This window comes from Rhodoblastus acidophilus (assembly GCF_009720655.1).
Taxonomy (GTDB): Bacteria; Pseudomonadota; Alphaproteobacteria; order Rhizobiales; family Beijerinckiaceae; genus Rhodoblastus; species Rhodoblastus acidophilus_A.
Genome location: NZ_WNKS01000009.1, coordinates 1 through 15299, shown reverse-complemented (window position 1 = coordinate 15299; position 15299 = coordinate 1). Strand labels below are relative to the sequence as shown.

Below are 15299 nucleotides of genomic sequence, written 5' to 3'. Positions count from 1 at the left end.
GTAAATCATGAGCTTAGGAAATTATGAGACTCCTAAGAAAAGTCTCCTTGCTTTTTGTGCTGCGCTGCATCATATTGAGGTCGTGCGGCGTTCGCGCCGCCATGCCCTCATTGGGCGTTTCCTCCCTAGACTTGGGCCGCTGACATCGTCAGCGGTTCTTTTTTTGCCAAAACCAGGGCGTCCTATTCCGCGGCCTGGCGGGGAAGGGCCCGCGGGACCGGCGCCGCCGCCATGGCGGCGATGAGACGGGTCATGTCAGCGCGGATGCGTTCGAAACCCGGCAGCATCTCCAGGGTCTTTTCGTTCATATAGAGCGCGCGGTTGATTTCGATCTGAAGCGCGTGGCGATTGCGGGCGCGCGCCGCGTAATGCTCGGTGATGAAGCCGCCGGCATAGGGCTTGTTGCGGGCGACGCGATAGCCGAGGTCGGTGAGGAAGGCGTGGACGCGATGGGCGAAGCCGGCGTCGCAACTGGCGCCGTAGCGGTCGCCGATGACGATGTCCGCCGCGATCGGCTCATAGGGACGGCGGGCGTCGCCGGTCGGCATGCGCGACGGCATGGAATGGCAGTCGATCAGAACGGCGACGCCGAATTTTTGCGCGGCGCGCGCGGCGAGACGCTCCAATTCGGCATGATAGGGACGATAGACGGTTTTGATGCGCTCAAAACCTTCCGAAAGCGGGATTTTTCCGGCGTAGATCGCCTGACCTTCCGAGACGACGCGCGGGGCCACCCCGAGGCCTGCGGCGACGCGCAGCGAGCATTTGGCGGTCAGCGGCGGGGGGGGGTCGAAAAGTTTCGGGTCGAGTTCGTCGGCCTCGCGGTTCACGTCGAGATAGGCGCGCGGATAGACGGCCTTGAGCAGTGGCGCGCCATGCGCGGGGGCGGCGGCGAACAGGGCGTCCACCGCCATGTCCTCGGATGAGCGCAGCGCCTGCGGGGTGAGTCGGGAGGCGGCGAGGAAGGCGGGCGGGTAGAAACAGCCGGAATGCGGCGACGAAAACACCAGCGGCGAGGTCAGCGCGTCCGGCTCCGCCGTTTCCCAGGGCAGCGGGGCGGTCTGATCTTCGCTCGGCGGGATCGCCTGCATGGAGGGTCTCGAACGCGGCTTGTTGGAAGGTGTGGCGATCCGTCGCGGGGCCACACTATAGATGAGGCCTGTGGGGAAATTTGTCCACCGGCGGTTCCAACCCTCGAAAACTTTTCCAAAAGTCCCCACTGGCGACGCCGCCGCATTTTGTGGCAACCTTAACGGGTCTTTTCACTTGTTTTTTACCACGATGGGTCTTTATCGAGAGGTGGAAACGAGGACGCCATGAACGACCGCTTTGAGACTGGATCCATCAAGATTTTGCTGGCCGAGGACGACTCGGACATGCGGCGTTTCCTGGTGAAGGCGCTGCAGAACGCCGGCTATGCCGTGGTTTCCTTCGACAACGGCCTGTCCGCCTATAACCGCCTGCGCGAAGAGCCGTTCGAGCTGTTGCTCACCGACATCGTCATGCCGGAGATGGACGGCATCGAACTGGCGCGCCGCGCGACGGAGCTCGATCCGGACATCAAGGTGATGTTCATCACCGGCTTTGCGGCTGTGGCGCTCAACCCCGACAACCAGGCGCCGCGCCAGGCCAAGATCCTGTCCAAGCCCTTCCATCTGAAGGATTTGGTCAACGAAGTGACGCGTCTGCTGGCGGCCTGAAACGATGGCGGAATTTTGCGAGCTTGAGGGTTGCGCGACCGCTTTTTAGTCGATATACACCCCTCACCCTTGACGGGCCGTGACAACGGTTTCGGGCGCGTAGCTCAGCGGGAGAGCACTACGTTGACATCGTAGGGGTCACAGGTTCGATCCCTGTCGCGCCCACCATTTTAAAAACCCTGAGATCGCTGGATAAACCGGCGCTCAGGGTTTTTGCTTTTCTGGCGCTCCGGTTGTTCGGGGAAGCATGGGGGAAGCGCCATGTTCCCGGAAGCCGCTTTCGTTCCTCATCATAAACGGCCCGCGATTCCGACGTTAAGCGTCAGCACAAATGAATGGCTGCGCCTTGCCCCTCGGCAAACATGATCCAGATGAGCCAGACCCTCCGTTCCTGAAATGCTCAGTTTGTCCCAATTCTTCCGACGACGGACAGCCCTCAGATCACCACGAAATTGGTGTTGGCGAGCGTGGTCAGGCCCGTCGACAACGTGGCGAAACGAACCGCGGCGACCGCGCCGGAGCCATCGGCGTCGTATGACAGCGCTCCCGTGCCGGAGGTGTAGATGATCCGGTCGGTTGCGTCGTGCGCGGCGGCGCCGACGTAGAACGCATCCGGCGACAGCGTTCCAAGCGTGGTCAGCGCGGTGAACACCCCATTTTCCAGCGTGATTTTGTCGTCCACCACCGAGAAGCCAACGATCGTGTCGACGTTGGTCGCGCCGTTGAGCGCGGTGTTGAACACAAACCTGTCCGCGCCCGCGCCACCATTCAGGGTGTCGTTGCCCGCGCCGCCGTTGAGCACGTTATTGCCGGCGTTGCCCGTCAAAGTGTTGGCCAGGCTGTTGCCCGTGGCGTTGATCGCGGCGGAACCCGTCAACGTCAGAGTCTCGAGATTCTGCCCCGCCAGCGAATAGCTCACGGACGCGTAAACCAAGTCGGTTCCCGCGCCGCTGGCTTCGTTGACCACATCGCCGGCATTATCGACGTAATAGGTGTCGTTGCCAGCGCCTCCGGCCATGACATCTGCGCCACCGCCTCCGTTGAGCACGTTATTGGCGGCATTGCCCGTCAGACTGTTGGCTAGGCCGTTCCCGGTTCCGTTGATCGCGGCGGAACCCGTCAACGCCAGAGTCTCGATGTTCTGCCCCGCCAGCGAGAAGCTCACCGAGGCGTAAACCCAGTCGGTTCCCGCGCCGCTGGCTTCCTTGACCACGTCGCCGGCATTATCGACGTAATAGGTGTCGTTGCCAGCGCCGCCGGCAATGACATCTGCGCCACCGCCGCCGTTGAGCACGTTATTGCCGGCATTGCCCGTCAGAATGTTTGCCAAGCCGTTGCCGGTTCCGTTGATCGCGGCGGAACCCGTCAACGTCAGGTTCTCGATGTTCTGCCCCGCCAGCGAGAAGCTCACCGAGGCGTAAACCGAGTCGGTTCCCGCGCCACTGGCCTCCTTGACCAGGTCGCCGGCGTTATCGACATAATAGGTGTCGTTCCCGGCGCCGCCGGCCATGACGTCTGCGCCACCGGCGCCGTCCAGAATATCCGCGCCGTCGCCGCCCCAGAACACGTTGTTCGAGCCATCCCCGGTCAGCGTATCGGCGGCCGAACCGCCAATCACGTTTTCTATGTTGCGGATCGCGTCTTCGGCTGCGCCGCCCACTTTCACGATGGCGTTGGTCGCCCCGGTCAGCGTCACGACGACAGCGGCCGTCTTGTCGCTGTAGTCCGCCGTGTCGGCGCCCGCGCCGCCATCCAGAATATCCGCGCCGGCGCCGCCGCGGAACACGTTGTCCAAACCATCCCCGGTCAGCGTGTCGGCGGTCGAACCGCCGATCACGTTTTCTATGTTGCGGATCGTGTCTTCGGCTGCGCCGCCGTCGAGCGTGTCGGCGCCGCCGCCGCCCCTGAGCAAATCGGCGGCGCCGCCACCGGACAGCGTGTTTGCCAGTGCGTCTCCAGTCAGCGTGTCCTCCGCCGATCCGCCGACCAAATTCTCGATGTTGCGGATCGTGTCCTCGGCTGCGCCGCCGACCGTGACGGTCGCGTAAATCCCGCCGTTCAGGGTCGCGACCACCGACGCGGTCTTGTCGCTGAAGTCAGCGGTGTCGACACCCGCGCCGCCGTCGAGTGCATCGGCGCCGCCGCCGCCCATGAGCGTGTCGGCGCCGTCTTCACCGGAGATGACGTCCGCGCTGGCCGATCCATAGACCTTGTCGTCACCCAGACCGCCGTGGACCGTCATCGTTCCGATGGTCACCGACCCGCGGAAGTCCAGGACGTCGGCGCTGGAGGTCCCGTAGATCGTGAAGGCATCGCCGGAGTTGAGATTGCGAATGGTTTCGATCGACGACGCCGCGGCGTTGAAATTGGTCAAGTCGACCCAGCCCTGCACGGCCAGAGCGTCGGCGCCGGCTCCGGCGCTGAACGTGGTCGCGGCGTTGGTGTAGGAAGACACCACGATGATATCGTCGCCGTCGCCGGCGTCGATGGTGTCGAGACCTTCGGAAACGATGGTGTCATTGCCCGCGCCGCCGACAAGCGTGTTATTCCCGGCCTCGCCATAGAGCGTGTCGTCGCCGCCGCCGCCGTCGAGCGTGTCGTTGCCGGTCTCCCCGTAAAAGAGGTCCGCGCTGGCCGAACCGTAGACCTTGTCGTCACCCAGACCGCCGTGGACCGTCATCGTTCCGATGGTCACCGACCCGCGGAAGTCCAGGACGTCGGCGCTGGAGGTCCCGTAGATCGTGAAGGCATCGCCGGAGTTGAGATTGCGAATGGTCTCGATAGACGCGGTCGCAGCGTTGAAATTGGTCAGGTAGACCCAGCCCTGCACCGCGAGAGTGTCGGCGCCGGCTCCGGCGCTGATGGTGGTCCCGGCGTTGGTGTAGGAAGACACCACGATGATATCGTCGCCGTCGCCTGCGTCTATGGTGTCGAGACCTTCGGAAACGATCGTGTCATTGCCCGCGCCGCCGACGAGCTTGTTTGTCCCGGAGCCGCCGTAGAGCGTATCGTTCCCACCCAAGCCGTTGATCGTGTCGTTGCCGGCATAGCCGTAGATGATGTCCTCGCCAGCGGTCCCGTCGAGCGTGTCGTCGCCAGGCCCGCCGTAGATGATGTTCGCCAGCGGCGCGGGACCATACGGCAGGTTCAAAGAGTAGGTGAAGGAATTTGCCGGCTCTTGCGTGATTGCATAGCTGCGATCGTCGATCGATCCGCTGAGGGAATTCGGGATTTTTCTGGTCGACATGTGAATGCCTCCTGACCGAAATCTCTTTTCACGCGAATTTGCGAAGCTGCGTGCGACTGACGCAGCGCTATCGGTCTTGAATAAACAATCATTTTTAGCACGGCGAACATTTGTATGTAAATGGAGGCGTCAAGGAATGTATTAGAGCTAACTCCGAGAACATTAACGCAAGGGACTGTTGTGGTTTGTATTTTTTCTTCTTGACCTGTGAGCGGCAAGTGGAGCGAAATTCGTCAAAAAATTCCTAATAATAAGGATCTGAAATAATCGAGCGCTGAATAGTTATTGATATAAATCAATGAATGCATCGGCAGTCGGAGGTGTCGGCGAACCGGTCGCTCATCCCCCTTACGAGATGAGGCCGCATACGCCTGAGCGCGTTCACCAGCGACGCCATTGCAAAACGACCGCCCGGAGGGGGCGGTCGTTTGGAGTTCAGGTGTGACATTCCGTGTGGCGCCACCCCCTGGAGGACGGGCCCTTCGGGCCGCGCCTTACGGCTGCTCTTGCGGCGCCTCGCCTTCGGCCTTGGCTTCCGCCTTGGCCTTGGCTTCCAAATCTTCGCCGGTCTGCTGGTCCACGGCGCGCATGGACAGGCGCACCTTGCCGCGGTCATCAAAACCCAGGAGCTTGACCTTCACCTTGTCGCCCTCCTTGACCACATCGGTGGTCTTGGCGACGCGGGTGGCGGCGAGCTGCGAGATGTGGACGAGGCCGTCCTTGGCGCCGAAGAAGTTGACGAAGGCGCCGAAGTCGGTGGTCTTCACCACGGTGCCTTCATAGATCTGGCCGACTTCCGGATCGGAGGCGATCGACTTGATCCAGTTGATGGCGGCCTTGATCGAATTGCCGTCGCTCGACGCAATCTTGACCGTGCCGTCGTCCTCGATGTTGATCTTGGCGCCGGTCTTTTCGACGATCTCGCGGATCACCTTGCCGCCGGAGCCGATGACTTCGCGGATCTTGTCGACCGCGATCTTCATGGTCTCGATGCGCGGGGCGAACTCGCCGAGCTCCGCGCGGGCGTTGGTGATGGCCTTGGCCATTTCGTGCAGGATGTGCAGACGGCCGTCCTTGGCCTGTCCCAGCGCGACCTTCATGATCTCCTCGGTGATGCCGGCGATCTTGATGTCCATCTGCAAGGAGGTGACGCCGTGCTCGGTGCCGGCGACTTTGAAGTCCATGTCGCCGAGATGATCCTCGTCACCCAGAATGTCGGAGAGCACGGCGAAACGGTCGCCTTCGAGGATCAGGCCCATGGCGATGCCGGCGGTGGGGCGCTTCAGCGGCACGCCCGCGTCCATCAGCGCCAGCGAGGCGCCGCAGACGGTGGCCATCGACGAGGAGCCGTTCGATTCGGTGATCTCCGACACGACGCGGATCGTGTAGGGGAATTCGCCGGCCGTCGGCAGCATCGGATGAATGGCGCGCCACGCCAGCTTGCCGTGGCCGATTTCGCGGCGGCCCGGCGAACCGATGCGGCCGGTCTCGCCCACGGAATAGGGCGGGAAGTTGTAATGAAGGAGGAAGTTCTCCTTGTAGGTGCCCTCAAGCGAATCGATGAACTGCTCGTCCTCGCCGGTGCCGAGCGTCGCGACCACCAGAGCCTGCGTCTCGCCGCGGGTAAAGATGGCGGAGCCGTGGGTGCGCGGCAGAATGCCGACCTGCGACAGGATCGGGCGCACGGTCGTCAGGTCGCGGCCGTCGATGCGGATCTTGTGGTCGAGGATGTTCCAGCGGACCACCTTGGCCTGCAATTCGTGGAACACGTCGGCGATGAGCTGCTTGTCGAACTTGGGCGCCTCGCCCTCCGGCAGCAGCGCGGCGTTGACCTTGGCCTTGACGGCGTCGATGGCCTTGTAGCGGTCCTGCTTGACGGTGATTTTGTAGGCTTCGCGCAGTTCGGCCTCGGCGATCTCGGCGACAGCCTTCTCCACATCGGCCTTCTCGGCGGGGGTGAAGTCGCGCGGATCTTTGGCGGCGCGCTCGGCGAGGCGGATGATGGCGTCGATGACGGGCTGGAAGCCCGCATGTCCGGCCATGACCGCCGCCAGCATGGTCTCTTCCGAAAGTTCTTTCGCTTCGGACTCCACCATCAGCACGGCGTCGGCGGTGCCGGCGACGATGAGATCGAGGTCGGAGGTCTTGGCCTCGTCGACGGTGGGATTCACCTTGATTTCGCCGTTGATGTAGGCGACGCGGGCGCCGCCGACCGGACCCATGAAGGGCACGCCGGACAGGGTGAGCGCGGCGGAGACGGCGACCATCGCCAGAATGTCCGGATCGTTCTCCATGTCATGGCTGAGCACGGTGACGATCACCTGGGTGTCGAAATAATAGCCGTCCGGGAACAGCGGGCGGATCGGACGGTCGATCAGGCGGGAAATCAGCGTTTCGCGTTCGGAGGGACGGCCCTCGCGCTTGAAATAGCCGCCGGGAATGCGGCCGGCGGCGAACGCCTTTTCCTGATAGTTCACGGTGAGCGGGAAGAAATCCTGGCCGGGCTTGGCGGTCTTGGCCGAAACCACGGTGGCGAGGACGGTGGTCTCGCCATAGCTGGCGAGCACGGCGCCATCGGCCTGGCGGGCGACGCGGCCCGTTTCCAGCGTCAGCTTGCGGCCGAACCAGTCGATCTGTTCGCGGTGCATTTCAAACATGCGTGTCTCTTTCATGGGTTTGGGTCGCGCCAACCATGTGCAAGACGACGAGAAGCCGATAGTTCGGCGTCCGGTTATCCTGCCATGGTCCGGTCGGACTTTTGTTTGATGCGGGCGACCCCTGCCGCCGGCGATCGGGCCGCGTCTCGTCAGGCGGGACGCCTTGAGCGCGGCTTTAAGGAAAAGCGGCCGGCGTGAGCCGGCCGCAGGAAGCGTTTAGCGGCGGATGCCGAGACGCTCGATCAGCGCCCTGTAGCGCGGCTCGTCGTTCTTCTTGACGTAGTCGAGAAGCTGACGACGCAGCGAAACCAGCTTAAGCAGACCGCGACGCGAATGGTTGTCCTTCGCATGGGTCTTGAAATGCTCGGTCAGGTTGGCGATGCGTTCGGTCAGGATGGCGACCTGAACCTCCGGCGAACCGGTGTCGCCCTGCTTGGTGGCGTATTCCTGGATGAGCGCGGTCTTGCGCTCGGCCGTGATCGACATCGGGTGATCCTTCTTCTGATTCGGAAATTCCGAGGCCGCTCCGGGATGTCGTCCAGCGCGGTCGCGAATCTCCGTTCCCGCGAACAGTTTCGCGCGGATGGCGCGCTTATACACCAAATGCGCGCAGGCGCCAGCACAAAGCGATTTTCGGGGTTACCCGCCGAAAGTTTTGCTTCACCTAGCGCCTAAAAAGTTTAGTCTCAGCTCGCTGATTGGACTGCCCGGGAGGAGCTTTGGCAATGTTGAGCATTTTATCCCATTATTGGGGTTGGCTGGTTCTTTTCTTCATCATCGGATTTCTAGCCGCACTGATGGCGTTTTCCGATGCTGAGGACGAGGAGACCGACGCGGAGGTCAAGCTCTCCGACGAGGCGAATCGTCGCCGCATCCCCCTGTGGTTTTTCCCGCTCGCCGTCCTCGCGGTCCTGGGCGTCATCGCCAGCCTGCTCGGTTTCGTCGAGAATGTCACGGCGGCCTGGTTGACGACCGGCGCGCTCGCCTTCTTCGCCTTCGCCGGCGGCGCCCTGTCCGGGGCTTTCGGCGGCATGAGCGGTCTGCGCTGGGGCCCGCTGTTGGTCGCCGGCCTCGTCTGGGCCTGCTCGCTGTTCATCACCCCTCCGGCGGCCTGGTTCCCCAGCGAGAAGCCGGCAGAAGCGACGGCCGCCGCGCCTGCGCCTGCGGCGAAGCCTGACGACGCCGCCGTGAAGGCCGCCGCCGCCAAGGCTGAAGAAGAAGCCAAGGCCGCCGCGGTCGCCGCCGCAGCCAAGGCCAAGGCTGAAGCTGACGCCAAGGCCGCCGCCGCCGCCAAGGCTGAAGCTGACGCCAAAGCCGCGGCCGCAGCGAAGGCCGAAGCAGAAGCCAAGGCCGCCGCAGCCGCCAAGGCCGAGGAAGAAGCCAGGGCCGCCGCAGCCGCCAAGGCCGAGGAAGAAGCCAAGGCCGCCGCTGCCGCCAAGGCCGAAGAGGAAGCCAAGGCCGCCGCTGCGGCCGCCGCTGCCGCCGCGCCCAAGTCGGTGAAGCAGGTGGCCGAGTTGAAGGCCGCCGCCATCGCCGCCGCCAAGACTCTCCCCGCCGCCGGTCCGCTTGACCTCGGCCAGTGCCAGACCGCCCTGTCCGGCATCGTCGCCAAGGAAACCATCAAGTTCGACGCTGGCAGCGCCAAGGTCTCGAAGGCGTCCGAGGCGCTGATCGCCAAGATCGGCGCGACCCTCGCCCGCTGCCCCAGCGGCATCAGCGTCGAAGTGTCGGGCCACACCGACACGACGGGCGACGCCGCGAAGAACAAGGCGCTGTCGCAAACCCGCGCCGACGCCGTCGTGGCCCTGCTGAAGAAGAAGGGCGCCACGGCGGACCAACTCACCGCGGTCGGTTACGGCTCTGAAAAGCCGTTGGCCGTCAACGACTCCGATGCCGGCAAGGCCGCGAACCGCCGCATCGATTTCGCGGTGAAGTAAGCATTTCGCTCCAAAGGGCGCCGGCGCAAGCGCGAGCTTGCTCCGGCGCTCTTGCTTTTTGCGGGCCATCCGATGTTTTCAGGGGGCTCGACGATTTGGGGACAGGGCTTTGACCAATATTCTCGCCATCGAGCGCCTGACCAAGACTTATGACAATGGATTTGTGGCGCTGAAAGGCGTCGATCTCACGATTGCTCAGGGCGAGATTTTCGCGTTGCTCGGGCCCAACGGCGCCGGCAAGACCACGCTGATCGGCATTGTCTGCGGCCTCGTGCGCGCGACTTCGGGCAAGGTCACGGTGGATGGTTGCGACATCGCCGCCGACTATCGCGAAGCCCGCCAAAAGATCGGCCTGGTGCCGCAGGAGCTTGCGACCAACCAGTTCGAGACCGTGCTGGAGGCGGTGCGCTTTTCGCGCGGCCTGTTCGGCAAGGCGCCCAATCCCGCCCATTTCGAGCGCGTTCTGCGCGACCTCTCGCTGTGGGACAAGAAGGACCAGCGCATCGGCGCGCTCTCCGGCGGCATGAAGCGCCGCGTGCTGATCGCGAAAGCCCTCGCCCACGAGCCGCAAATCCTGTTCCTCGACGAACCCACCGCGGGCGTCGACGTCGAATTGCGCCGGGACATGTGGGAGATGGTGCGCCGCCTGCGCGAGAAGGGCGTGACGGTGATCCTGACCACCCATTACATCGAGGAGGCCGAGGACATGGCCGACCGGATCGGCGTGATCGCCCAGGGCGAACTGATCCTCGTCGAGGAGAAGCACGCGCTGATGCGGCGCCTCGGCCAGATCCGCGTCACCATCGGCCTCACGCAAAAGCTTGACGCGCTGCCGGATCACCTGTCCGACCTCGCCCTCGACCTCACCCCGGACGGAATGACCTTGGCCTTTACGCAAAAAGGCGAGGATTGCGACGACCGCCTCGGGGCGCTGTTGAAAACCCTGGTGGCGCGCGGGATTGAATTTCGCAGCGTCAATTCGGAACGGTCCTCGCTGGAGGACATTTTCATTGATCTGGTGGGACGACGCCGATGAATGTTTACGCCATCCGCGCCATCTACATCAACGAACTGAACCGCACCTGGCGCACGCTCTACCAGAGCATCGCCTCCCCCGTGATTTCGACGGCGCTGTATTTCGTCGTGTTCGGCTCGGCGATCGGGTCGCGCATGCAGGCCATCGACGGGGTCTCCTATGGCGCCTTCATCGTGCCGGGGCTGATCCTGCTGACGGTCTTGACCGAAAGCGTCTCCAACGCCTCGTTCGGCATCTACCTGCCGCGTTTCCTCGGCACGATCTACGAACTGCTGTCGGCGCCGATTTCGGCGACAGAAGTGATCATCGGCTTCGTCGGCGCCGCCGCCACCAAATCGGTGATCCTCGGCCTGATCATTTTTGCCACCGCGCGCCTGTTCGTGCCGTTCGAGGTCGTTCACCCCGTTCTGGCGTTCTTATATCTGGTGCTGCTGTCCACGACCTTCGCCCTGTTCGGCTTCATATTGGGGCTTTGGGCCGACGGATTTGAAAAGCTGAACCTCATTCCGATGATGGTGATTTCGCCGCTGACATTTCTGGGCGGCACGTTCTACTCCATTGACATGCTTCCGGGCGTTTGGCGTCAAATCGCCCTGTTCAACCCGATCGTCTATCTGATCGAAGGTTTCAGATGGACGTTCTACGACATAGCGACGCTGGCGCCGGTGATCAGCCTGGCCCTGACCCTGAGCCTGCTGGCGGTGTGTTTCGCCGTGGTGGTCTGGATTTTCCGGACGGGATACCGGCTTCGCAACTGAGCAATGGTTGAAGGACACAAGGACCAGCCAAACCGATTGCCGAAGGCGCGTGCATCGGTTAAACAGAGATCGAAGCACCCGTAGCTCAGCTGGATAGAGCGCTGCCCTCCGAAGGCAGAGGTCACAGGTTCGAATCCTGTCGGGTGCGCCAGGAAGTCGCAAGAATGTCGGTTCTCACTCAGATTGACTCTGATTCTCGCATTTTGACTCCTTTTCTCGATTTCGCTGACTCGTCCTCCCAGCGCGTGCGGATTGGGCTCCCCGACACCGTCATGTTAGAAAATAGAAGCTGATCGCCGATGGAGAGAGCCTGTGGCGACAAGTCGAGTCGGCATGACGGAAGCCGCTTTCGCCGCGCTGCGGTTCTTCGCAGACGCGGTCACGCTTTCCCATGGCCATCGGCTGGTGGGACTCGTCGTTTTCGGCAGCAGGGCGCGAGGTGACGCGACGGCGGAGAGCGACCTCGACATCGCCGTTGTCCTGTCGGACCAGCGCATCGACCGACTTCGGGAAAAGATGATCTTGGCCGGAATCGCCTACGACGCGATCGTCGAGACCGGCATTCACGTTCAGCCGTGGCCGTTCGGCGCGGCTGAATGGCGCAATCCAAACGAGAACCCCAACCCATCCCTGATATTGGCTGCTCGTCGGGAAGGCCGCTGGGTGGCGAAGGTGGATTCTGCGGACGACATTCAGCGCTATCGACTGTCGGAGCCGGGTGTCGGTTCTCACTGACGCGAGACACGGCCTCGGGGTCGAGTACAAGTTCGGCCAGATCGTTCAGGAACACGCGGATCGCCGCCGGCGGTCGCCGCCGACCTCGGCGGCGGCGACGAGCTTTTTCGTATCGAACACCATGTTCCTCCATGCCCTGCGCACAGAAAGAAAATTGCGCTCCGGATGAGGGATCTCGCTCGCCAGCGTCAGCTTCAGCATGTCCTTAAGGCTTTCGGCCTAGCTTCGGCGACCGCTCATCCATTCGACGCCGCCCGATGCCGACAGCCACGCCCGACCTTGTGCCGTTTCCGATCTACAAGCATTTCGCCTCGACATGCAGGCTCTTCAACCTTCGCCTCCAGGCTGATTACGTGAAAGAAAACGTCGTATTTCGGCATGCGATGATGTGCGACATGACCCGTTTATCGTTGTCGCGACCAAAAGCGAGTAAGGGGACTGAGATCGTCCCTTATATCACCAAGTTTTACATGTCAGAGAGGTTCGGGGCTGCGTCGACCTACACTAAAGAACACTACAATCAAATCGCACAACTGACCGAGGAATATTTCTCTTGGCTACGAATAGCGGCCGTGTTCCGGCTATCAGAACTTACGAAGACGGAAGCCGCTCTGGAAAGGGCGTTGATCGATTTCTCTGTCATAACGAGAGTAAAGCAACCCACCGAGTCCGTGTTGCTTTTCATCAGGAAGTGGCGCGAGAAGCCGTTGCAGGAGGTCTTTGATCGCGTCGCCGAGCGGACGATGAAGGAGTTCTGCAAGGAACATCCGGAGGTCTAGCTGCTTCGGCCTGTCCTCGACGGGGGCGGCTGACTGGCTCAGGCTCCCCCGTCCGCGACGGTCGGCTGTTCAGCACGGCAGCTTGCCGGCGGCGCCCAGGTCGGGCACACTCTCTTCATGATGACGAAACGCGCCAACCTTGCCGAACGCGCCCGCAGGCTTAAAGCCGGCGGCATGCTTGTGTGCGCGTGCAAGGCCACCCCGGCCTGATCGCGGCTTCGCCTAAAGCCCCACGTCGTCATCCGGTCCGCGCATTCACCGCGACCATTTTCATCAAGGAGGCCGCCATGCCGCGGCTCTGGATTTTTTCCGATCTCCATCAGGAGTGGCCGGAGAACGACTGGGATCCAACCGCCCACGCGCCGCAGGACGGCTTCGACGTGGCCGTCGTCCCCGGCGATATCCACACGCCGCTGACTTCTGCAATCGATTGGCTTGCCGACCGCCTGCTGGGTGTGCCCGTGGTATTCGTCCCCGGCAACCATGACACCGCGTCTCGCGCCTTTGCACTTTCCTCCATCGCCGCTGGCGCGCTGGGGCGATCGTTCGATGGGGAAGAGGCGTTCGGGGCGGTCTGGCAACTTCGGGATGACGGCTCCGTCGCCCGGCATGGGTTGGACGTGGAAACGCCAGCGATCTTTGATCGGGGCAAATGGAAAGTGGTGTTGCCTCGGTCGGTGGAAAATCTGATGGCCCAGATGCGTGCCGTCAAATTGCCTGCGGAAACCGGCGGCGTGCTGTTCGGGATCGTCGACATTTCTGCTCGGCGCATCGACCTAGTCGATGCTTGGCCGCCGCCTGTTGGCAGCAAGGGATCGCAGACGGAGTTTGAGAGGGGAGTGGGCGGCCTGAAGGACGACGTCATAAAGGCCATGGCGATGACGCTTGATCAGATTCGCTATGTCGGCGAATGGCATTCGCATCCCAAGGGCGCTTCGACCGCACCGAGCGAGACCGACATTGGCCAGATCGGTTGGCTCGCCGAGACCATGTCTTCCGACGAATGTCCGGGACTGATGCTGATCGTCGGCGACCAGGGCGTCGACGCCAGCCTTGGAAACGTGAAACCGGCGCTCGCGATCGAGCAAGAAGTATCCCCTGAACCAGGATCCGCAGGATGAGTGACGTGGAAGGAGCCGCGCCTGCGGCTCATGGCGATTTCCTTGGCGGCGGCAAGCTGGAGGACGGGATCGGCCTTTGCCTTTCCGGCGGCGGGTTTCGCGCCATGCTGTTCCATCTCGGCTGCTTCGTGCGCCTGAACGAACTGGGTTTGCTGCCGCGACTTGAGCGCGTGGCGAGCGTCTCCGGCGGCTCCATCGCAGCGGGCGCGCTCGCGGTGGCATGGCCGGAATTGCAGTTCGACGCCTTCGGCGTCGCCGTCAATTTCCGGGAAAAGGTGGCGACGCCACTGCTCGCGCTGGCCCGCTGGCGGCTGGACGCGCCGGTGATATTGCTCGGCCTGTTGCCGTTCATCCGCGCAGCGAACTTGGCCGCGGCAGCCTATGATCACGTCATCTTCAAGGGGCGTACGCTTCAGGATCTGCCGGACAGGCCTCGTTTCGTCTTCACGGCGACCAGCTTGCAGACAGGTGTTCTGTGGAGGTTCGCCAAGGAATACGCTGCCGAATGGCGCGTCGGGGAGTGGCGCAGCCCCACGCTCCCGGTGTCTCTTGCGGTCGGCGCATCCGCAAGTTTTCCGCCGCTTCTGTCGCCGGTTTCGATCAAAGTTCCGGAGGGGGCGATCGGGCAGATGAAGGGTACGGACCTGCATTTCTCGCCATTCACGACCCGGCTCCTCCTCACAGACGGAGGCGTCTACGACAACCTCGGACTTGAACCGATATGGAAGCGCTACCGCACGATACTCGTCAGTGATGGAGGCCTGGTGACGCCGCCGCTCGGTTCGCCTTGGACAAATTGGCTTTCGCAAGCGCGGCGCGTGACGAACATCGCGCTCCAGCAGGGAATCAACATGCGCGTTCGCGTTCTGCGCGGACTCCACGCCAGTGGGGAGCGTGAAGTCGTATATTGGGGTGTGGGGGAGCCAGTCGAAAATTATGGTGTCGGAAACCCGCTGGAGTTTTCAAGCGACTCGACGAAACAGGCGGCGTCCGTTGCGACGCGTCTGACGCGGTTTCCGAACGAGGTCCAGGACCTCATGATGAAGGCCGGCTACGCGCAGGCGGACGCCGCGCTGCGGGCGAGCAAGGTCGGGCGCTTGAACGATTGTCAGCCCGACTTCTCGCGGCTTCCGCTTCACGGGAAGTGACGGGTTCGGCGCGAGGCATGACCATTTACGCAGTTCGGCTTTCGCGCCACGACCGCTCCCGGTCGCCCTAATAGAGTGGCTACTCGTAATGGTGTGCTTATACCAAGTCTCGCTGATCAGAACCCATGCGCCCAATCGCGGAGTCCGATGGACATGATGCGCCACGGTTGGTCGACGAGCT

Annotated in this window: 13 protein-coding genes and 2 tRNA genes; 10 read left to right on the top strand and 5 right to left on the bottom strand. The window is 62.8% G+C overall.

Annotated features, from left to right (window positions below; all coding sequences use genetic code 11):
- Nucleotides 1-182: 182 nt before the first annotated feature.
- A complete protein-coding gene (locus tag GJ654_RS11410; RefSeq protein ID WP_155446288.1) occupies nucleotides 183-1091 on the bottom strand; it encodes an N-formylglutamate amidohydrolase in 909 nt (302 codons plus the stop codon).
- 252 nt (nucleotides 1092-1343) lie between these two features.
- Here GJ654_RS11410 and cpdR point away from each other — a divergent pair, with 252 nt between their 5' ends.
- Entirely contained in the window at nucleotides 1344-1700 is a 357-nt protein-coding gene (gene cpdR, locus GJ654_RS11405) for a cell cycle two-component system response regulator CpdR (RefSeq protein ID WP_088521960.1), read from the top strand.
- Nucleotides 1701-1793: 93 nt separating this feature from the next.
- Nucleotides 1794-1868 (top strand) — tRNA-Val (locus tag GJ654_RS11400).
- A gap of 268 nt (nucleotides 1869-2136) precedes the next feature.
- Here GJ654_RS11400 and GJ654_RS11395 read toward each other — a convergent pair.
- From GJ654_RS11395 to rpsO, 3 genes are all read right to left on the bottom strand, one after another.
- Nucleotides 2137-4947, bottom strand: a complete 2811-nt coding sequence (locus tag GJ654_RS11395; protein ID WP_155446286.1) for a beta strand repeat-containing protein — start codon at nucleotides 4945-4947, stop codon at nucleotides 2137-2139.
- A gap of 494 nt (nucleotides 4948-5441) precedes the next feature.
- The gene (gene pnp, locus GJ654_RS11390; RefSeq protein ID WP_155446285.1) at nucleotides 5442-7604 is read right to left on the bottom strand and encodes a polyribonucleotide nucleotidyltransferase; all 2163 of its coding nucleotides are present in this window, start codon (nucleotides 7602-7604) and stop codon (nucleotides 5442-5444) included.
- Nucleotides 7605-7820: 216 nt separating this feature from the next.
- Nucleotides 7821-8090, bottom strand: a complete 270-nt coding sequence (gene rpsO, locus GJ654_RS11385) for a 30S ribosomal protein S15 (RefSeq protein WP_155446284.1) — start codon at nucleotides 8088-8090, stop codon at nucleotides 7821-7823.
- 239 nt (nucleotides 8091-8329) lie between these two features.
- Between rpsO and GJ654_RS21465 the strand changes: the two genes are divergently transcribed.
- From GJ654_RS21465 to GJ654_RS11360, 5 genes are all read left to right on the top strand, one after another.
- Nucleotides 8330-9541: an OmpA family protein gene (locus GJ654_RS21465; protein WP_155446283.1), complete on the top strand. Its 1212-nt coding sequence runs from the start codon at nucleotides 8330-8332 to the stop codon at nucleotides 9539-9541.
- 109 nt (nucleotides 9542-9650) lie between these two features.
- Nucleotides 9651-10577 carry an ABC transporter ATP-binding protein gene (locus GJ654_RS11375; protein WP_155446282.1) on the top strand — a complete coding sequence of 309 codons (927 nt, stop codon included), beginning with the start codon at nucleotides 9651-9653 and terminating at the stop codon, nucleotides 10575-10577.
- Nucleotides 10574-11335, top strand: coding sequence for an ABC transporter permease (locus tag GJ654_RS11370; protein ID WP_155446281.1), 762 nt, complete (start codon nucleotides 10574-10576; stop codon nucleotides 11333-11335). The genes GJ654_RS11375 and GJ654_RS11370 overlap by 4 nt, the downstream gene beginning before the upstream one ends.
- A 74-nt stretch (nucleotides 11336-11409) precedes the next feature.
- Nucleotides 11410-11486: transfer RNA gene (locus GJ654_RS11365), tRNA-Arg, on the top strand.
- A 182-nt stretch (nucleotides 11487-11668) separates the two neighbouring features.
- Complete coding sequence (locus GJ654_RS11360; protein WP_155446280.1) at nucleotides 11669-12070, top strand: nucleotidyltransferase domain-containing protein; 402 nt, start codon at nucleotides 11669-11671, stop codon at nucleotides 12068-12070.
- 45 nt (nucleotides 12071-12115) lie between these two features.
- Here the strand turns inward: GJ654_RS11360 and GJ654_RS11355 are convergent, their stop codons facing one another.
- Nucleotides 12116-12271, bottom strand: coding sequence for a hypothetical protein (locus GJ654_RS11355; protein ID WP_155446279.1), 156 nt, complete (start codon nucleotides 12269-12271; stop codon nucleotides 12116-12118).
- A 56-nt stretch (nucleotides 12272-12327) separates the two neighbouring features.
- On the opposite strand from GJ654_RS11355, the gene GJ654_RS11350 reads away from it, so the two are divergent.
- The 3 genes from GJ654_RS11350 (at nucleotide 12328) to GJ654_RS11340 (ending at nucleotide 15118) form a co-directional block, all read left to right on the top strand.
- Nucleotides 12328-12849 (top strand): hypothetical protein, encoded by a 522-nt coding sequence (locus tag GJ654_RS11350; protein WP_155446278.1) that lies wholly within the window; start codon nucleotides 12328-12330, stop codon nucleotides 12847-12849.
- 287 nt (nucleotides 12850-13136) lie between these two features.
- Entirely contained in the window at nucleotides 13137-13970 is an 834-nt protein-coding gene (locus tag GJ654_RS11345) for a Mov34/MPN/PAD-1 family protein (RefSeq protein ID WP_155446277.1), read from the top strand.
- Nucleotides 13967-15118 carry a patatin-like phospholipase family protein gene (locus tag GJ654_RS11340; RefSeq protein ID WP_155446276.1) on the top strand — a complete coding sequence of 384 codons (1152 nt, stop codon included), beginning with the start codon at nucleotides 13967-13969 and terminating at the stop codon, nucleotides 15116-15118. The genes GJ654_RS11345 and GJ654_RS11340 overlap by 4 nt, the downstream gene beginning before the upstream one ends.
- The last annotated feature ends 181 nt before the right edge of the window (nucleotides 15119-15299 follow it).